This window comes from Saccharopolyspora gregorii (genome assembly GCF_024734405.1).
GTDB classification, from domain to species: Bacteria; Actinomycetota; Actinomycetes; order Mycobacteriales; family Pseudonocardiaceae; genus Saccharopolyspora_C; species Saccharopolyspora_C gregorii.
Genome location: NZ_CP059556.1, coordinates 2,558,608 through 2,576,106, shown reverse-complemented (window position 1 = coordinate 2,576,106; position 17,499 = coordinate 2,558,608). Strand labels below are relative to the sequence as shown.

The following is a 17,499-nucleotide window of genomic DNA, read 5'->3' as shown; positions in this document are numbered from 1 at the left end:
ATGACGCTCTTCCAGCCGTCCCCGCTGTTCATCGGCGGCAAGCCCACCCCCACCGCGGACGAGTTCGCGGTGCACGACCCGGCGACCGGCGTCGAGATCGCCCGCGTCTCCGACGCCGACGAGTCGCACGCCGCGGCCGCCGCGGACACCGCCGCCGAGGCGCTGCCCGACTGGGCCGCGACGCCGCCCCGCCGCCGCGCCGAGATCCTCGCGGCGACCCGCGAGCTGATGATCGCCCGCGCCGGCGAGCTCGCCGAGCTGATCAGCCGCGAGTCCGGGAAGGCCGCCGCGGACGCCCGCGCGGAGGTCTCGTACGCGGCGGAGTTCTTCCGCTGGTTCGCCGAGGAAGCGGTCCGCCCGGACGGCCGGTTCGAGACCTCCCCCGACGGCCGCTCCACCACGGTGGTCACCGCGCAGCCGGTCGGGGTGGCGCTGCTGATCACGCCGTGGAACTTCCCGGCGGCCATGATCACCCGCAAGGTCGCACCGGCGCTGGCGGCGGGCTGCACCGCGGTGCTCAAGCCCGCCGCGGAGACCCCGCTGACCGCGCTGGCGATCCGCGACCTGCTGGTCGAGGCGGGTGCCCCGCAGGACGTGCTGACCGTGCTGCCGAGCACCCGGGCCGACGCGATCAGCCGGGTGCTGCTGGCGCACGACGCGGTCCGCAAGCTCTCCTTCACCGGCTCCACCGGGGTCGGGCGGCACCTGCTCGGCCTCGCCGCCGGGCGGGTGGTGAACAGCTCGATGGAGCTCGGCGGCAACGCCCCGTTCGTGGTGTGCGCGGACGCCGACATCGACGCCGCCGTGCAGGGCGCGCTGATCGCGAAGCTGCGCAACGCGGGGCAGGCCTGCACGGCCGCCAACCGGTTCCTGGTGCACGAGGACGTCGCCGACGAGTTCGCCGAGTCCTTCGCCGACGCCGTCGCGCGGCTGCGGGTCGGACCGGCCGCCGAGCCGGGCACCGACATCGGCCCGCTGATCGACGACCGCGCGGTGCGCCGCGTCGCCGGGCTCGTCGCCGACGCGGTGGAGCGCGGGGCGCGGATCGTGCGGGAGCCGGTCGAGGTGCCTGCCACCGGTTCGTTCGCCGCACCGGTGGTGCTGGCCGGGGTGCCGGACGACGCCGCCGTGCTGCACGAGGAGATCTTCGGCCCGGTCGCGCCGATCCGGACCTGGAGCGGCACCGACGAGCTGGTGGCGGTGGCCAACGCGACCGAGTACGGCCTCGCCGGGTACGTCTACGCCGGGGACACCGGCCGGGCGCTGGAGATCGGCCGCCGCGTGCAGTGCGGCATGGTCGGGGTCAACCGCGGTGTCGTCTCGGACCCGTCGGCACCGTTCGGCGGGATGAAGCAGAGCGGACTCGGCCGCGAGGGCGCGCAGGAGGGGATCCGGGCCTTCCAGGAGACCCAGTTCCTCAGCCTCGGCTGACCACCTGCTCCGTCCCCAACTTCTGTTGGTTCGGTGCAGGCCAAGGCCGTCGCGGGCCGGCGGGACCGCTCAGCGGTCGTCCGCCGCGCCGGGCGTGAACGGGGCGCGCAGGAGCTCGCCGTCCCGCTCCGCGCTCCGGCGCTGGGTTTCCGGGACCTCGGCTTCCGGGCCCGGCGCGAGGAACGCGACCGGGGCGACCGGCGCGCGCGGGGCGACCACGCGAGGGGCCGGGGCCGTGCGGGTCGGGTGATCGGGTGCGGAGAGGTTCATCGGTCGATCCTTTCGAAGTGGGATGTCCGCCGTGCGGCGGAGTTCCGGGTCAGCCCGTGACGAGCACCCGGCCGCCGCCGACGACGGCGAGCTGGCGGTGGGCGCTGGCCACGGCCTCGGCTTCGGTGCCGATGACCCGTGCGGTGTGCTGGCCCTCGGCATCGGTGATCTGCCAGGCGTCCTCGGCCAAGGTCAGCGCGACGTACCGGATCCGGCGCATCAGGCCGGGACCTCGGCGGGACGGCGCCCGGACGCTCGCCTCGGCACCACCTCGCCACCGGCCGGGAAAGCCTCCACCCCGGCGGCGCGCAACGCGGTCCGCACGGCAGGTGCCGCACCGGTGATGCGCAGCCGCAGTCCTCTGTGGACCGCGTAGGCGTCGGCGGCGGCGAGGAGGTCCACCCCGGCCGGGTCGATCTCACCGGCCGCCGCGAGGTCCACGACGGTCTGCGGTGGCGCGGTCAGCAGGTGGGGCCAGAGCCGCTCGGCCAGCGTCGCCACCTCGGCTCCGGCGAGGTCACCGCGCACGGTGAACGGGACGGGTTTGTTCGTGATCAAGTGGGGTGTGATGGCCCGCATGGGATCTCCAGCACGAGTAGTCGGATGGGCGCGACACGGCGCGGACGCGAGGCGTCGCAGCTGCGGGCCGCAGGGAGGAACGTGGGCCGGGAACGCACCGCGCTGAGCGGGATTCGACTCGACCGGCAGGTGGAACACCGGTGCGCGACGAGCGACGGGAGGAGGGTCGCGCCCTGAGTGGGCGGCGTCCTCGCCGTGGTGGGGTCGTCGCTGCTCCCGGTCCGTCCGGCACGCCTCGGCCGCGGGGCGGCCGGCAGGTGCGGGACGGGAAGGTACCGCGGTCTCCGGCTCGCGCGGATCGCACGAGCCGGAGAGCGGCTCAGCGCGAAATCAGACCGCGCGGACGAGCTCGGCCTGCGGGCCCTTCGGGCCCTGGGTGACGTCGTACGAGACGGCCTGGTTCTCCTCGAGGCTGCGGAAGCCCGCGCCGTCGATGGCCGAGTAGTGCACGAACACGTCCGGACCGCCCGCGTCGGGGGCGATGAAGCCGAAGCCCTTTTCCGCGTTGAACCACTTCACGGTTCCCTGAGCCATGCGCATCTCCATTCGAAAGCTGGGAAGTATCACGGGCCACACGTGCGTGGAGGCCCGGGCCGGGTGATCTCAGACGGCGGCTTCACTCCAGCTAACCAAAGACAGCAGCTCGCCCGCATCCACAATCCTGCGAGCGTGCGCGAACACGAACCCAGAAACAACGACCACCACAGAGGTTACACGTCGCGGACGACCTTGGCCACCGAGCCGACCTCCGGCGCGCCGAACCCGCTCCGCGCCCATCCCGGACACCCGCGCGGACCGGGCACCGGAGGAGCGTTCAAGTCCGATGTGGACGGACGTAGGACCGGCGGCCGGATCCGATCCCCGCCGTGCGGGCCACGAGCGCGTTCCCAGCGTTCTCACAGGAAGTTTCCCAGGAGTTCACGGGATGTTCGGCTACGTTCCCGATCATGTTCTTCCGCAGGCGAGGTGGGGCGCCTCCGCCGAGGCGCCGCTCTCGCACCGACCCCGATGAAGCCCACGTGGCACCCGTTCCCGACACCCGCGAGGTGGGGAGCCGGTTCCGCGCTCCGGGCAAGCTGCACGCGTTCAACCGCTACGAGCTCAAGTACCTGGTCCCGGCGACGCAGATCGCCGAAGTCCGGGCCGAGCTCGCCGCCCGCATGGAGGTGGACCACCACTCCGGGCCGGGCGGCTACGACGTGTGGAGCCTGTACTACGACACCCGGCGGCTGCGCTTCTACTACGAGAAGATCGAGGGCCTGAAGTTCCGCCGGAAGCTCCGGATCCGCCGCTACGGCGAGCCCGCCGAGCACGCGCCCGTCTCGGTGGAGATCAAGCAACGGGTGAACCGGGTGACGCAGAAGCGCCGGGTGCTGCTGCCGTACGACGTGGCCCGCCGGCTGTGCGACCAGCGGGAACGCATCGAGCACCCGGGCGCCGACCAGGTCTTCGTCGACGAGGTCCTCGACCTGATCGTCCGGCTGGACCTGCGCCCGGTCGCGATGACGGGGTACCGGCGCGAGGCCTACGTGGGCGTCGACGCCGACCTCGGGCTGCGCGTGACGATGGACCACCGGATCCGCGGCCGCGACCGCGACTTCGACCTGAACGCGGAGACCGAGAACCGCTACATCCTCAGCCCGCACTACGCGGTGCTGGAGGTCAAGGCCAACGAGCGCGCGCCGTACTGGATCACCGACCTCGCCGCCCGCCACGGCCTGCAGATCCAGCGGATCTCCAAGTACTGCCAGTCCGTGGAGGCGCACGGCCTGGCCCCGCGCTCGATCTTCCACCTTCCCGAAGAGGACGTCGTCGCCGAATCGCGGCCGGACGTCCCGCACAGAGAACGCGAGCTCCTCCCATGAACCTCGACTTCGGATTCACCGACCTGTCCGGCACGTTCAGCGTCCTGGACGTGGCCATCGCGCTGCTGCTGTCGTTCGCGTGCAGCCTCGTGGTCGCCTGGACCTACCGGTCCACCCACCGCAACATCTCCTACAGCCAGAGCTACGTGCACACGCTGATCGTGCTCGGCATGATCATCTCGTTGATCATGCTGGTGGTCGGGTCCAACATCGCCCGGGCGTTCGCGCTGGTCGGCGCCCTGTCGGTGGTGCGGTTCCGCAACGCCATCAAGGAGACCCGCGACGTCGGGTTCATCTTCCTCGTCATGGGCATCGGCATGGCCTGCGGGACGCGCTTCTACACGCTCGCGATCATCGCCACGGTGCTGGTCTGCGCGGTGGTCCTGCTCATGCACCGGCTCAACTGGTTCGCGCTGGACGTGCAGCGCCAGGTCGTCAAGGTGCAGGTCCCGGCCGACGACGACGACCGCGGCCCGGCGATCGACGACGTGCTCATCCGGTTCACCGACGAGTACGAGCTGATCAGCACCGAGACGGTGCGCGGCGGCGCGCTGCTGGAGATGGCCTACACCGCGCGGTTGAAGAAGAACGTCAAGCCGGGCGCCGTGATCGAGGCCCTGCGCGAGGTCACCTCCGGGCAGAAGGCGACCGTCCTGACCGGGTACGACCAGACGGACATGTGAGATGACCAGCTCACAGGATCCCGAGGCGCCGAAGCGCCGGTGGCGGCACCGCGTCCCGGTGCGGCTGCGCCACCACTGGAAGGTCCCGGCGGGCCTGCTCGCCGTCGTCGCCGCGCTGCTGCTCGTCTTCGGGGACGCGAGGGTCCGGCCCCTGTTCGTCGCGGAACCGGTCGTGCAGGAGAGCATCACCCGGAACATCGCCGGGACCGGCGACCTGTTCGACGGCGGGGACCACCGCATCGAGGTCCGGTTCGACCAGGCCGAGTACGCCGACATGATGCGCACCTTCCGCGAGGAGGGCGAGAAGCAGTTCATCCGCGCCGACATCACCATCGACGGAACCCCGGTGGAGGACGTGGGGCTGCGGCTCAAGGGCAACTCGACCCTGATGAGCCTGCGCGGGCAGGACGGGAGGGGCCCCGGCGGCATGCCCGGCGGCGGCCCGGACGCGGAGGCCCCGAGAGGTGGCGGGCAAGACCCCGCCGACGGGGCCGATGCGCCCGCGGACGACACCGGCACGGCCGTGGACGGGGCGGAACCTCCCGCCGATGGTGCGGAGACTCCCGCCGACGAGGCCGACGCTCCGGCCGACGGCGCGGAGCCTCCCGCCGACGGCACCGGGGACCGGCAGCAGAACCGCCGCGGCGGCCCGTCCATGGCATCGCTGTCCGAAGACGAGCCCGAGAAACTCCCGTGGCTCATCAGCTTCGAGGAGTTCGCCGAAGGACGCGCCTACCAGGGCCACAGCGAGATCACGCTGCGCCCGGAGGCGGGCGGCACCGCGACCGCCCTCAACGAGGCCCTCGCCCTGGAGCTGACCGCGGCCGCCGGGGAGACGACGCAGGCGTACTCGCTCACCTCGGTCAGCGTCAACGGCGGCGCGGCCGTGCCGCGGCTGCTGCTCGACCCGCCCGACGCGGCGTGGGCCGAGCAGCACGGCGACGGCGTGCTCTACAAGGCGCGGGCCGGCGGGTCCTTCGAGTACCTGGGCGACGACCCCACCGACTACGAGGAGGCGTTCAAGCAGATCAACAGCGAGGGCAACTACGACCTGCAGCCGGTGCTGGACCTGCTGTCGTTCGTCGACGAGGCCGACGACGAGGAGTTCGCCGCGGAACTGGACGAGCACGTGGACACCGCCTCGTTCGCGCGGTACCTCGCGCTGCAGAACCTGATGTCCAACGGTGACGCCATGGACGGGCCCGGGAACAACTACTACCTCTGGTACGACACCGGGCAGGACCGCTTCACCGTGCTGTCCTGGGACCTGAACCTGTCGTTCAGCGGCATGGGGATGGGCCCGGGCGGAGGCGGTCCGGGCGAGGAACCCGGCGGCGGAGCAGGAGATCTGGGCGGTGTGCCCGGTCAACCCGGTGGCGGGATGCCCGGTGGTCCGGACGGCGAGCAGCCCGGCGGACGCCCGGGCGGTTCCGGCGGCGGACCTCGCGGCAGCGGCGCCCTCAAGGAGCGCTTCCTCGCCGACGAGCACTTCCGCGCCGCCTACGAGCAGGCCTACGCGGACCTGCACCGCGACCTGATCGCCGACGGCACCGCGATCGCGCTGCTCGACCGCGTCACCACCCGGGCCGAAGGCGCCGGGGACGAAGCGGCCCGCACCGCCCGCGACACCCTCGCCCAGCAGATCACCACCACCAGCCCCACCCCGCGCGAGGACGTCGGCATCGGCCCGCCGGGCAGGTGACCGCACCCCGGGCCGGGAGGGCCGCACCCGTCCCGGTCCGGGGCTCACCTGCGGTGTGCACGGGGTGGAACCGGGTGCTCGCGCTGCGTGGCGCACCCGGTTCGAGATCACCCCGTCCCCCGGTGCGTAGCCTGTGCCGCGGTTTCGCGGTGATCGGCCGTTCGCCGTTCCGCGGACCGGTTCGGACGGCTCGCGCAGGTGCGTCCTCGAACGGTCGGGGGCCACCGGGCGGTGGCAGCAGGAGGAGTGTCGTGGGTTCATCCCGGTTGAAGCGTTCGCGGAACGCCGCGCTGGCGGCCACGGTCGTCGCCACCGCCGTCGGCCTGTCCTCGGTCCCGGCGACCGCGGAACCGGCGGGCAGCGCGACCGACGCGCAGAAGCAGCTCAAGGAGCTGGGACGCCAGGCCGAGGAGCTCACCGAGGCCTACAAGAAGGCGCAGGACGACCACGCTGCGCGGCAGGACGAGCTGGGCCGGGCGAACGCCGAAGCGGAGCAGGCCGGGCGCACGACCGCCGACGCGCGCGCCGAGGAAGAGCGCTTCCGCGGCCAGGTCGACCAGTTCGTGCACGCCTCCTACCAGGGCGCCCGGATGAGCAAGCTGTCCGCGCTGCTGGTCAGCGAATCGCCGAACGAGTTCCTGGACCGCTCCTCCGCGCTGGACGTGCTCGCGCGGGACAACGACGACGCCGTCACCAAGCTCGCCGGGGCGACCGCCCAGGCCGAGCGGGGCGAGCGGGAAGCCAGGTCCGCGCACGAGCGGGCCGCTCGGGCCGAAGCCGACGCGGCGCGGCTGGAGGGCGAGATCGCGGGCAAGAAGGACGAGATGGACGCCCAGATCGCCAAGGTGAAGCAGCAGTACGAGAGCCTCACCGAGCAGGAGCAGGACTCGCTGTCCGGCGGCGGCAGCAAGGTGGGCTCGCTGATCGGCTCCGGCGCCGCGATCAAGGCGGTCAACGCCGCGCTGAGCAAGCAGGGCTCCCCGTACGTCTTCGGCGCGAAGGGCCCGAGCCAGTTCGACTGCTCCGGCCTCGTGCAGTGGTCGTTCAAGCAGGCCGGGGTGTCGCTGCCCAGCTCCACCCAGTCGCAGATCTCCGAGGGCGAGAAGGTCTCGCAGAGCGAGATGAAGCCCGGGGACGTGATCTTCTTCTACAGCTCCGGCAGCCACGACGGCATCTACCTCGGCAACGGCAAGATGGTGCACGCCCCGACCGAGGGGCAGACCGTGACCGTCGAAGAGGTCAAGTACATGGGACAGATCAACTCGGTCCGCCGCTTCGCCGGATGACCTGACTCTTCTTGCTTAGGGGGTCGGGTGGCGGAACCTCAGCGGTTCCCTCGCTGCGGGATCTTTTTCGCAGGTGGCTCCGCCACATGCGACAAAGCTGTCCTCGCGAGGAAACCGCTGAGAACCCGCGGGTGGTCCGGCTGCGTGCCGGGTCGCCGCTCAGCGGCTTCGCCGCTGACAGGACGACAGCGGGGCTGGGGGTCAGGTCGTGCCGAGGTGGCCGAAGGCCTTGTCGGTGGCTGCTCGTTCGGCTGTTCGGCGGACCGCTCGGGTGAGCACCGAGCCCGGTTCGACCGCGCTGGTGACCAGCGCGATCGACGCGGTGGGCGCGGGGTCGGACAGCCGCAGCACCCGGGACCCGGCGGGCGGGTGCAGGGTGCGCAGCCAGGACTCGGGGACGATCGTCGCCCAGCGGCCGGTGCCGACGTGCGCGATCAAGGTCACCAGCGAATCGGACTCCAGGCGCGGCGCCACCGCCAGCTCGCGCGCGGAGATCGCCTCGTCGATGAGCTGGCGCCCGCGCATCCCCTCGTCCAGCAGGCACATCGGCAGTTCCAGCGCCTCCGGCCAGCTGATCGAGTCGGACTGGCCGGTGATCAGCTCGCCGCTGGCCAGCAGCACGTGCCGCTCCTCGTAGAGCGGGGTGACCGCCAGGTCCGCCAGTTCCTGCTCCTTCGGGTGGATGATCCCGGCGTCCAGCTCGAACCGGCGGATCCGCTCCAGGATGTCCGCCGAGCGCAGGTCCGTCGCCAACCGGACCCGCGCCAGCGGGTGCTCGGCGCAGAACGGGTCGGTGATCAGCGCGACGGTGCTCGCCGCGGCCGGGATCACGCCGAGCCGGAGCGTGCCGGTGAGGCCGGTCTGCAACGCCGCGGCCTCGTGCTTCAACGCGTCGTGCTCGGCCAGGACGCGCCGCGCCCACAGCACCAGCCGCTCCCCTTCCGGGGTGAGTCCCTCGTACTGGTGCCCGCGCCGCACCAGCGGCACCTTCAGCTCGTGCTCCAGCTTGCGGATCGCCTCGGACAGCGCCGGTTGGGACACGTAGCAGGCGTTGGCGGCGCGGGCGAAGTGCCCCTCCCGGGCGAGCACCACGAAGTACTCGAGCTGTCGGAACAACATGCCCCATTCGACCACGCCCGGCGCCCGGTCGGAGCGGCCTCTCCAGCGATCGGCCGCACCGCGCGGACGCCTCCCGCGGCGCGGCTCGGCGCCGCGCCGGTCCGGGACGGCGCCAGGTCGCGTCCGGTGGCACGCCGGCAGGTGAAGACGATCACCGCGACCGGCCCCGATCGGCGCCACCTGCGTCGATAACGACCGCCTATCGACCGTTCGGCAACTCCGCTTGGACCGGCGGGGCGTTCCGGCGAACCCTGGTCCCGGACACGCGGCGCCGCCCGCGCCACCGACCAGGAGCAGCCGAGGACGATGCCGGAGCACGACGACGCGACCGACGTCCCCTGGGCCCGCGCCCGCGCCCGCGCCCGCGCCCGCGACGCCGGTCGTCCGCTGCCGCGCCTGCACCGCGAACTCCACGACGCGCTGGGCCACGCCCTCGCCGAACCGCTGACCGCGTTGACCGACCTGCCGCCGTTCGACAGCTCCGCGATGGACGGGTGGGCCGTAGCCGGTCCCGGGCCGTGGCGGCTGCGCGCCGGGCAGGCGCTCGCCGGTACCGAGCCCGAGCCGCTGGCCGACGGGGTCGCGGTCGGCATCGCCACCGGCGCGCAGCTGCCGCCCGGGCGGGCCGCGGTGCTGCGCCGCGAGCACGGCCGCGTCGAGAGCGCCACCGGCCTGCTCGTCGACCGGACCGCGACGCTGCCCGAGCCGGGGCGCGACGTCCGCAAGCGCGGGCAGGAATGCCAGGTCGGCGAACCGCTGCTGCCCGCGGGCACCACCGTGACGCCCGCGGTGCTGGGGCTGGCCGCGGCCGCCGGGTACGACCGGCTCGTCGTGCACCGCGCGCCGACGGTGGAACTGCTGGTCCTCGGCGATGAACTGCTCGACTCCGGATCGCCCCGCGGCGGCCGGGTGCGGGACGCGCTGAGCCCCATGCTCGCGCCCTGGCTGCGCGGCGGCGCCGAGGTGATCGGGCGGCGCCGCATCCCGGACGCCGCCGAGCCGCTGCACGAGGCGCTGCGCGACTCGGCCGCCGACGTCGTGATCACCACAGGCAGCACCGCCGCCGGTCCCGTCGACTTCCTCCACGCCACGCTCGCCGAGCTCGGCGCCCGGCTGCTGGTGGATTCCGTGGCCGTGCGTCCCGGGCACCCCATGCTGCTGGCCGAACTCCCCCGCGCCGCCGACGGCCGGGTCCGGCACCTCGTCGGCCTGCCCGGGAACCCGCTGGCCGCCGTCGCCGGGACCGTCACGCTGGCCGCGCCGCTGCTCGACGCCCTCGGCGGGCGGGCCGAGGCCGAGTTCCAGCAGGCCACGGCCGCCGCCGATCTGCGCGGGCATCCGCGCAACACCAGCCTGGTGCCGGTGGAGCTGCGGTCCGGTGCCGCGGCACCGCTGCCCTTCGGCGGTCCCGCGATGCTGCGCGGCCTGGCGCTGGCCGACGGTTTCGCCGCCGTCCCCCCGGGCGGCCTCCGCACCGGGGACGCGGTGCGGGTCATCGCCCTCCCGCATTCCCGGGCGTGACACCGCTGTGCGCACCGAAACCGCTTCGGAAATGGGAAATTCGTGGCGGATCGGCCGTGCGGGCCGGCCCGGCACCCGAACGCGGCCCCGGGCTGGCGGTTAGGCGCCACTGTCCGAATCGGGGCGCGGCGCGCGCTTAGCCTCCGTCGTGCGTGACACCTGCCGATCAGGAGGAGCCGACATGGCGAGGTACTCGTTGACCGCCGCACTCTCCGGTGCGGCCACCGCGTTGTTGCTGGTGGCGGGCGCACCGGTTGCCGGAGCGGACACCGGTGCGGCCGCCGAGCCGCACGTCGTCACCTACGACGCCAGCCGAGCCGCGGAGTTCCAGGAGGCCATCGACGAGGCCACCGCGACGTGGAACGACCAGGTCAGCAACGTCAAGTTCGAGAAGGCCACCGACGGGCAGGCCGACCTCACCGTCCTCGCCGACGACGACTGGCCGCGCGCCCAGGTCGAGTCGCTCGGCGTCGGCACCGTGTGGATGGGGCGCCAGGCCGTGGACGAAGGCCACTTCGTCCCGCGCATCGCCACCCACGAGCTCGGCCACATCCTCGGGCTGCCGGACGACCGCACCGGTATCTGCGAGGACCTGATGTCCGGGCACAGCGCGGGCACCGACTGCAAGAGCACCCTGCCCAACGCCGAGGAGAAGGCCGAGGTCGAGGCCAACTTCGAGCAGGGGGCGTCGATCGAACCCCGCACCTACACCGAGGCCCCCGCCCTCGCCGGCCGGTGACGGCGGACCCCGCCACGAGGTGAGCGGCGCGAGCCCGTCGCCGGTGACCCGCCCGGGCCCCACCGGCGACGCTCGCGCCGCTGCTCCGTCGGCTCTCAGCGACCGGACTCGGCCACCGCCCGGTCCGAGCCGTCCGGCCCGGTCGCTGCTCCGCGGGACGTCTCGTCGTGTTCGTCGTCCACCACCACATCCTCTTCGGCTTCCGCGACCACCTCGTCCGAAAGCGGGGGCGCTCCTCCGGGTTCGCCGGTTCCGCCGGGTTCGTGCGGTTCTCCGGAGTCGCCCTCCCCCGCCGGTGAGTCGAAACGCCTGCTGATCGTCGTTGCCTCGTCGGCGAAGCCCTGCTCCCGCAGGTGGTCGGCGACCTGGCGCGCGAGCAGCGCCCTTTCCGGCGAGTCCGGCAGCTCGCTCAGGAAGTCCAGCGCCCGCTCGCCCAGCGGGCGGTCGCAGTCTTCCTGCGCCGTGGCGCCGTTCCCGTTCTGCGCGACCGGTGCGGAGATCATCGCGGGCATCGACGACGGCGGCCCGGCCATCTCGGCGGCGGCGAAGGCGAACCCTTCGTGGTCGAAACCGGCGAAATCCGCCGACTCCGGACCATCGTCCTCCCCGTTCGCGGTCCGGGTCAGCTGCCTCAGATCGGCGATCCGTCCGACGGCCTCGTCCACCCGCTTCTTCTCGTCGGTCCGCGGACCCGCCAACCACCACACGAGCGCGTTTCCCGTGCTGGTCAGGATTTCGCCACCCAAGTAGGAGCGGACGTTGCGCTCGTAGCTGCGCTCGTACTCCCAGACCTCTTCGTCCTTGCGCACCTCGGCCAACCGCTTGAGGCGATCCGCGTCCGCATCCGCCAACCGCAGCACGACCTGGTCCGCCCACGCCTGCACCCGACCGGTGCGATCAACGCGCGGTGCGCCGAGCGAGCCCATGAGCTGGTACTGCGCGCGACTCGCGTCCTCCGGGCGGACCTCGGCGGCCATCCTCGTCACCTCGTCGAGGATGGCACCGGCGGCGAGAGCTCCGGGCTTGGTGTGCGGCAGGCCGGATGCGCTGCCGCACGGCAGCCACCGGACCGTGCACGAGAACAGGAACCGGTAGTCGGGCCGCGCACTGCTCAGCACCACGTCCGTCACCGGGAAGGATTGCGGTTGCGGCGGTTCGGGTGGCCGGGGCGCGGGCGGCGGTTCGGTCCGGAAGTCCTCCGGTGGCACCCGAGTGCGCGTACCGCGGCGCAGCACCGACTCGGTGAGCACCATCCCGAACAGCGCTGGTGCCGCGAGGGACGCGGCCGCGAGCAGCAACCACACCCACAGCGGCCAGCCACCGACCAGGCCCAGCACCACCCACAACGCCGCGACGAGCACCGAGACCACGCGGAGCCCGAGCTTCTGGTTGTCGTTCAACATGTTCTTCCCTAGCTGTAGAGCCGATGTTCCTGAGCTCGGTCGAGACGGACGGCGAGCCGTCGCGCCACCTCCCGATCGCGAGCTCCTTGTTCGTTCCCGTGCTGGTGGGCCCAATCCCGGGCGACCACGTGCAGCCGCGCCAGTACCGAGAGCCGGCCTCGCGCCGCGTCGACCAGGACGTCGAGGAAGAGGTCACCGTGGGGAGCCGTGCCCGCGGCATCGAGCCAGTCGCGGACGCTCGATCGCCAGACCGACTCGTCCAGCGGCAGGACGCGGTACCAGCAGGCGGCGAGCTGTTGCCGAATGACCTTGCTGTGCAGCAGGACCCGCGAACCCGGCCCGCGCCCGCTCACCCGGCCCGCACGCGCCAGCAGGAGGAACAGCCCCGGGTCGGCGGGTCGCGGATTCTCGAGCCAGGCCACCATCCGCCACAGGAACCTGCGGTACAGGCGGTCGCTGCTCGTCAGGTCGCGCACCGCGCTGCGAGCCGTCTCCGCCACGTCAGGCGTCGGGTGCCCGGCGAGCAACCGCAGCCTGACCAGCGCTTGCTCCGGGTGTTCCTCGGCCATGACGTTCGCGCAGACCAGGACGAGCACCCGAGCGAGGTCCTCGGAGGGCTCGCCTCTGCTCGCGGCTTCGTAGATCTTGCGGCGGAGTTCGCTCGCGCCCCCGAGCGAGCTGTCGTCTTGGAGGCCGTACCCCAACGCGCTCGCCGCCCACCTCACGGCGGACCGATGGTGAGTTCCCCTTCCCCCGCCCGCCGTCCACCGTTCTGCCAACACCCATAGATCGAGCGTCCGACCGGTCCGGCACGCCTGCACGGCGAACCGCGCCACCATCCGGTCCTGGTCGGCGTCCGTGAGCTCATCCATCGCCAGGCAGATACCGACCCAGTCCCGGAAATGTTCGCGCAACTCCGGGAAATTGCTCCAGAAGTACTCGCGCACCGCCTCGGCGTAACGGGGTGATTCGAATTTGATCGCTCGTCCGTTCTCGACTCCGGCCGCGATGTTCTTCAGCGCGTCAGCGAGACCGGTACGTTCGAGCACGAAACCGTCGTCCTGCGGGTAACCCAATCCCGTCTGCAAGGCGTGTCGGGCGACGTGCGCGGAGTCGGGATGTGCGCCCTCCACCATCGACGCGGCCAGCAGCGTGGTCCGCTGTCCGAGCGAGTAGTTCTTGACCTGTCCGGCGACCTTGGACACGTATTCGGCGACCGTCTCCGTCGCCGACTTCGCCCACTGCGCGAAACCCGCTTCCGGATTCCGCTCCTCGGCCTGCACGATTCGAGCCACGAGCCGTTCCAGCCCGCGCATCGGTTCACTCGCCCGGCTTTCGCCGAGCGCGTCGAGCTCGTGCACGCTCTCCGGGATGTTCTCCGCGAGGAGATGACTCCGGATCACCGCTGATCCGTCCGGTCGCTCGATCACGACCCTGGGGTTGGTGGCCTCGTCCCCGAGCAGCTGCTCGAAATCCACCGGGAGGACGACGACCAGTGCGGCGCCCTCGCGTTCGACCGCCGCGCGGAAGGTGTCCAGATCGCGCCGCAACGGCTCGACGTTCTCCCCCGTTTCGGCGGACAGGTCGAGCAGCAGCCGTTCTCCCCGCTGGACCGACTCCGCGTCCAGCGGACGCTCGTCGACGTCCTCCTCGTTGTCGAAGGTGAGACGCCGGAATCCGACTTCGTTGTCCGGAAAGCGGAGCCACAGCAGCATCTCGGCGGTGCTCTGCCTGCCGCTGCCGTCCGCGCCGCTGATGAAGACGGTGCCGTTCCGCGCGAGCGCGTCCTGGGCCGCTTCGAACTTCCGCGGTGGGACGAAGCGCTTGCTCAAGTACTCCCGCCGCCACGCCGAGTGGCTCAGCGGTCGTGCGCGCTTCCGGCGCTCCCGGCCCTGCGACTCCGAGATGAGCACGACGCCGACGTCGCCGCCGATCTGGAAGCCGGAGCCCGAGTTCACCTGCGGACGGGAGCCCGCGACGACCGTCTCGACGTTCCCGTCGAGCTGGTCCACCCCGACGTAGCCCGGCGCCCCGCGCTGCTCGTCGACGCTCACCGGTCTCCCTTGTCGACCCGGTGCTGCACCCCATCGTTGCTGGTGCCGAACACGGCGACACCGTCGCCTTCGTTGCGCGCATCGTTGATCTGGTGGCCCGAGCCGGTGTTCACCCGGGCGTCAGGTCCGACGACGACGTGGCCGACCGCCCCGTGCGCCTGTGCGATCCCGGTGTAGGTCGGGCCGGCCCCTCCTTCAACGCTGCCACGGGGCTTCTCGTCCGCGCCGTCCGCCTCCGGGGGCCGCGGCGCCGAGAACCCGTTGCGCAGCAGGTCACCGGAAGGCTTGGGCACCCGCAGGTAGGCCTGCCCGCGGTAGGTCTTCACCTCGACCTCCACCGGCACGTACAGACCGGGGTCCTCCCCGGTGTAGCCGGGCTCGACCACGTCGTCGTGCACTCGGCCCGAGACGATCGCGGCTACGCACGTCGTCGCGTTGGACCTGGTCAGGAGGTCCCGGACGGACCGGTCGTCGAGGATGCGGTGTGCTTCGATCCGGGTGTTCCCGCTGCCGTCGCTGATCGCGTTCCGCCCGGAATCCGTCATCGGCCCGACGGTCAAGCTCACGCGCATCCGCATCGGCCGGTCTCCCGGGCGCACCCGGTTCTGGTACTCGAGCTCCGCCTGGAGATCGGCCAGGAACGGGTCGAGCAGGGTCGGGAGGTGGTGCGGGTCGAAACCCGCGAAGTAGCCGTCCCCGGTGGTCCCGTGGAAACGCGCGGAGCGCCACACCTCGTCGAGCCCGCGCCGGCGGAAGGTCTGTTCGAGGATCAGCGGGATCTGCTCCGTGATGCGGGCGTGGTCACTTCCCTTCTCGCCGCTGAAGTCCTTCATGTCGACCACGAGGAGTGCTCGGTACGGCGGCAGTTCTGCGATCCGTTGCTGCTGGTGCGGTTCCACGTGTTGCCCCTTCACTGCGTTCGTGCGATCACCGCAAGGATCGGACGCGCGGTGGCGGTGGACTGTCCGCCAGCGGACAGTCCACCGGTGAGGTGCGCCACTAGGACGGCGGCACTGCGCCCGCCTGCGCGGCCAGCGCGCGCTCGTCGTCGACCACGAGGCGCGGTCCCGGCCCCAGCGCCCCGGACGAACGCAGCACCGCGATCTGCTCGGCGACGGTGCTGCGCGCCATGCCCAACGCCTGGGCGAGAGCTTCTTGCGAGAAGGGGATCCGCGCGCGGTCCGGCTGTCGCGCGTCGGCCAGGGAATGGACTTCGAAGCACAACCGGGCCACTCGCTGCAACGGTCCGAAGTGGAACTGCTGGACCTGGTAGGGCACCGTTTCCGACAGCTTTCCCACCAGGTAGTCGCTGAGCAGGCCGTGCGCCCCGTGGTCGTGGAGGAACCGGTCGAACTCGGCGCGCTTCAGCACGCACGAGGTGCACGCGTCCAGGGCCTGCACCGAAGCCATCCGGCGGGAATTCCCCCGTGCCGCCATCTCCCCGACCAGATCTCCGGCACCGCGGAGCGACAGCAACACCTGGGAGCCGTCCAGTCCCGCCAGGACCTTGACCCGCCCGCTGATCAAGGCGAAGAGGTGCCCGCCCCGATCGTTCTGGCGCAGCAGGTACTCCCCGGCGCGGTGGTTGCGCCGTACCCCGGAACCGACCAGGGCCGCCCAGCGCCGATCGCCCAGCAACGCGCGGAAACCCGCCGGAAGATGATTCGCATCGTGGTGCACAGCAGAGTCCGTACCGGCCGTGCGGGGAGAACGCGATCGGTTTCGTTGATCAACGCCCGAACGGAGCAAGGCGCTGGCCCCGACAGGTGAGCCCGGCGCGAAGCGCGGAACCCGCGCGCCGGCCCGGCTCGACCTCGCTCCTCCGCCGCGTCCCCGAAGAGTTTCCTCACCCGAGCGCGGTGGCCACCGGCTCCGCCCGGAGCGTGAGTTCTCCGGCCAGGTCGGTGTGGAGCCAGGTGGGGAGGTCGGCCGCGGGGAGGTCCTGGCTGAGCAGGAAGCAGAGCTTGGTGTAGGCGGCTTCGAAGGTCATGTCGGCCGCGCCGATCGCCCCGGCGTCGAGCAGGGCGCGCCCGGCCGCGTACCGCTCCAGGTCGATCCGGGACCGCTGCGACTGGCTGAGCACGACCACGGGCGTGCCACCGGAGTTCAGGTCCTCGATCACCCGCGTGAAGCCCGGCTCGCCGCTCGGGCCCACTCCCAGCCCGTACCCGCGGAGGAGCACCGCGTCCGGCGCGGGGCTGGTCAGGTGCCGGAACCGCTCGGCGGTCATGCCGGGCACCGCGGTGACCACGGCGATGTCGTGGCGCCGGTAGGGGGCGAGCGGGACGCCGAGGTCGGGCGCCGGGCGTTCGGCCGCGGGCGCCGGGTGCGGGCTGGTGAAGCCGTGCCGGTCCAGCGCGGAGCTCTTCGTCGCGCGGGTGCCCGCGATGAGCTCGCCGTCGAAGAACACCGCGCGCCCGATCGCGGCGTCGGCCACCGCTTCCACCGCGCCGCGCACGTTGTCCGGCGCGTCCGAACCCGGCATGCCGAAGGGCACCTGGGCCCCGGTGAACACGACGGGTTTCCCGAACCCGGCCAGCGCGTAGGAGGCGGCGGCCGCGGAGTGCGCGAGGGTGTCGGTGCCGTGCAGCACCACGAACGCGTCGTGCTCGTCGCGGTGCGCGCGGAGCCGGTCGACGATCCGCTGCCAGTCTTCCGGGGTGGCGTCGGACGAGTCGATCAGGTGCTCGAAGCGGGCGAACCCGGTGGTGAGGTCCGGCCGGTCCCGCAGCAGCGACGCGATCTCCGCTTCGACGTCGCCGCCCGGTTCGAGGCCGCGCGGGGTGCCGACCATGCCGATCGTGCCGCCGGTGTACAGGAACAGCACGTTCATTCGGGACGTCCTCC

At 72.3% G+C, this 17,499-nt stretch carries 17 protein-coding genes; 7 read left to right on the top strand and 10 right to left on the bottom strand.

The genetic code is table 11. The features are described 5' to 3' along the window. Positions 1 to 1,431, top strand: a complete 1,431-nt coding sequence (locus tag H1226_RS11060) for an NAD-dependent succinate-semialdehyde dehydrogenase (protein ID WP_258348911.1) — start codon at positions 1 to 3, stop codon at positions 1,429 to 1,431. Between the two features lie 69 nt (positions 1,432 to 1,500). On the opposite strand, the gene H1226_RS11055 is transcribed toward H1226_RS11060, so the two are convergent. From H1226_RS11055 to H1226_RS11040, 4 genes are all read right to left on the bottom strand, one after another. After that, the gene (locus tag H1226_RS11055; protein ID WP_224965869.1) at positions 1,501 to 1,701 is read right to left on the bottom strand and encodes a hypothetical protein; all 201 of its coding nucleotides are present in this window, start codon (positions 1,699 to 1,701) and stop codon (positions 1,501 to 1,503) included. Between the two features lie 49 nt (positions 1,702 to 1,750). After that, positions 1,751 to 1,921, bottom strand: coding sequence for a hypothetical protein (locus tag H1226_RS11050; protein WP_224956348.1), 171 nt, complete (start codon positions 1,919 to 1,921; stop codon positions 1,751 to 1,753). Continuing rightward, on the bottom strand, positions 1,921 to 2,280 hold the full coding sequence (locus tag H1226_RS11045; protein ID WP_258348910.1) for an STAS domain-containing protein: 360 nt from the start codon (positions 2,278 to 2,280) through the stop codon (positions 1,921 to 1,923). Before H1226_RS11045 ends, H1226_RS11050 begins: the two co-directional genes overlap by 1 nt. A gap of 330 nt (positions 2,281 to 2,610) precedes the next feature. After that, complete coding sequence (locus tag H1226_RS11040; protein WP_224956345.1) at positions 2,611 to 2,814, bottom strand: cold-shock protein; 204 nt, start codon at positions 2,812 to 2,814, stop codon at positions 2,611 to 2,613. Between the two features lie 485 nt (positions 2,815 to 3,299). Between H1226_RS11040 and H1226_RS11035 the strand changes: the two genes are divergently transcribed. The 4 genes from H1226_RS11035 (at position 3,300) to H1226_RS11020 (ending at position 7,816) form a co-directional block, all read left to right on the top strand. Next, positions 3,300 to 4,145, top strand: a complete 846-nt coding sequence (locus tag H1226_RS11035; protein ID WP_258348909.1) for a polyphosphate polymerase domain-containing protein — start codon at positions 3,300 to 3,302, stop codon at positions 4,143 to 4,145. After that, positions 4,142 to 4,828 carry a DUF4956 domain-containing protein gene (locus tag H1226_RS11030; RefSeq protein WP_258348908.1) on the top strand — a complete coding sequence of 229 codons (687 nt, stop codon included), beginning with the start codon at positions 4,142 to 4,144 and terminating at the stop codon, positions 4,826 to 4,828. Before H1226_RS11035 ends, H1226_RS11030 begins: the two co-directional genes overlap by 4 nt. A gap of 1 nt (position 4,829) precedes the next feature. Continuing rightward, entirely contained in the window at positions 4,830 to 6,530 is a 1,701-nt protein-coding gene (locus tag H1226_RS11025) for a CotH kinase family protein (RefSeq protein ID WP_258348907.1), read from the top strand. A gap of 251 nt (positions 6,531 to 6,781) precedes the next feature. After that, positions 6,782 to 7,816: a C40 family peptidase gene (locus H1226_RS11020; RefSeq protein WP_258348906.1), complete on the top strand. Its 1,035-nt coding sequence runs from the start codon at positions 6,782 to 6,784 to the stop codon at positions 7,814 to 7,816. Between the two features lie 201 nt (positions 7,817 to 8,017). Here the strand turns inward: H1226_RS11020 and H1226_RS11015 are convergent, their stop codons facing one another. Further along, positions 8,018 to 8,935 (bottom strand): LysR family transcriptional regulator, encoded by a 918-nt coding sequence (locus H1226_RS11015; protein ID WP_258348905.1) that lies wholly within the window; start codon positions 8,933 to 8,935, stop codon positions 8,018 to 8,020. Between the two features lie 306 nt (positions 8,936 to 9,241). Here H1226_RS11015 and H1226_RS11010 point away from each other — a divergent pair, with 306 nt between their 5' ends. Next, positions 9,242 to 10,456, top strand: a complete 1,215-nt coding sequence (locus H1226_RS11010; protein WP_258348904.1) for a molybdopterin molybdotransferase MoeA — start codon at positions 9,242 to 9,244, stop codon at positions 10,454 to 10,456. Positions 10,457 to 10,637: 181 nt separating this feature from the next. Then, complete coding sequence (locus tag H1226_RS11005; protein WP_258348903.1) at positions 10,638 to 11,195, top strand: snapalysin family zinc-dependent metalloprotease; 558 nt, start codon at positions 10,638 to 10,640, stop codon at positions 11,193 to 11,195. 95 nt (positions 11,196 to 11,290) lie between these two features. Here the strand turns inward: H1226_RS11005 and H1226_RS11000 are convergent, their stop codons facing one another. The 5 genes from H1226_RS11000 to H1226_RS10980 form a co-directional block, all read right to left on the bottom strand. Further along, the gene (locus H1226_RS11000) at positions 11,291 to 12,598 is read right to left on the bottom strand and encodes a hypothetical protein (RefSeq protein ID WP_258348902.1); all 1,308 of its coding nucleotides are present in this window, start codon (positions 12,596 to 12,598) and stop codon (positions 11,291 to 11,293) included. Positions 12,599 to 12,606: 8 nt separating this feature from the next. Then, the gene (locus H1226_RS10995) at positions 12,607 to 14,430 is read right to left on the bottom strand and encodes a hypothetical protein (RefSeq protein ID WP_258348901.1); all 1,824 of its coding nucleotides are present in this window, start codon (positions 14,428 to 14,430) and stop codon (positions 12,607 to 12,609) included. Positions 14,431 to 14,648: 218 nt separating this feature from the next. Beyond that, the gene (locus tag H1226_RS10990) at positions 14,649 to 15,551 is read right to left on the bottom strand and encodes a hypothetical protein (RefSeq protein WP_258348900.1); all 903 of its coding nucleotides are present in this window, start codon (positions 15,549 to 15,551) and stop codon (positions 14,649 to 14,651) included. Between the two features lie 100 nt (positions 15,552 to 15,651). Next, positions 15,652 to 16,332 (bottom strand): Crp/Fnr family transcriptional regulator, encoded by a 681-nt coding sequence (locus H1226_RS10985; protein ID WP_258348899.1) that lies wholly within the window; start codon positions 16,330 to 16,332, stop codon positions 15,652 to 15,654. Between the two features lie 166 nt (positions 16,333 to 16,498). After that, positions 16,499 to 17,485, bottom strand: coding sequence for an asparaginase (locus H1226_RS10980; protein WP_258348898.1), 987 nt, complete (start codon positions 17,483 to 17,485; stop codon positions 16,499 to 16,501). Between the last annotated feature and the right edge of the window lie 14 nt (positions 17,486 to 17,499).

Excerpts from the sequence above, each read along its gene's own strand:
- H1226_RS10980 (WP_258348898.1), bottom strand. The coding sequence starts at position 17,485 with ATGAACGTGCTGTTCCTGTACACCGGCGGCACGATCGGCATGGTCGGC.
- H1226_RS11055 (WP_224965869.1), bottom strand. The coding sequence starts at position 1,701 with ATGAACCTCTCCGCACCCGATCACCCGACCCGCACGGCCCCGGCCCCT.
- H1226_RS11010 (WP_258348904.1), top strand. The coding sequence starts at position 9,242 with ATGCCGGAGCACGACGACGCGACCGACGTCCCCTGGGCCCGCGCCCGC.
- H1226_RS11050 (WP_224956348.1), bottom strand. The coding sequence starts at position 1,921 with ATGCGCCGGATCCGGTACGTCGCGCTGACCTTGGCCGAGGACGCCTGG.
- H1226_RS11045 (WP_258348910.1), bottom strand. The coding sequence starts at position 2,280 with ATGCGGGCCATCACACCCCACTTGATCACGAACAAACCCGTCCCGTTC.
- H1226_RS11005 (WP_258348903.1), top strand. The coding sequence starts at position 10,638 with ATGGCGAGGTACTCGTTGACCGCCGCACTCTCCGGTGCGGCCACCGCG.
- H1226_RS11030 (WP_258348908.1), top strand. The coding sequence starts at position 4,142 with ATGAACCTCGACTTCGGATTCACCGACCTGTCCGGCACGTTCAGCGTC.
- H1226_RS11025 (WP_258348907.1), top strand. The coding sequence starts at position 4,830 with ATGACCAGCTCACAGGATCCCGAGGCGCCGAAGCGCCGGTGGCGGCAC.
- H1226_RS11060 (WP_258348911.1), top strand. The coding sequence starts at position 1 with ATGACGCTCTTCCAGCCGTCCCCGCTGTTCATCGGCGGCAAGCCCACC.
- H1226_RS11040 (WP_224956345.1), bottom strand. The coding sequence starts at position 2,814 with ATGGCTCAGGGAACCGTGAAGTGGTTCAACGCGGAAAAGGGCTTCGGC.
- H1226_RS11015 (WP_258348905.1), bottom strand. The coding sequence starts at position 8,935 with ATGTTGTTCCGACAGCTCGAGTACTTCGTGGTGCTCGCCCGGGAGGGG.
- H1226_RS11000 (WP_258348902.1), bottom strand. The coding sequence starts at position 12,598 with ATGTTGAACGACAACCAGAAGCTCGGGCTCCGCGTGGTCTCGGTGCTC.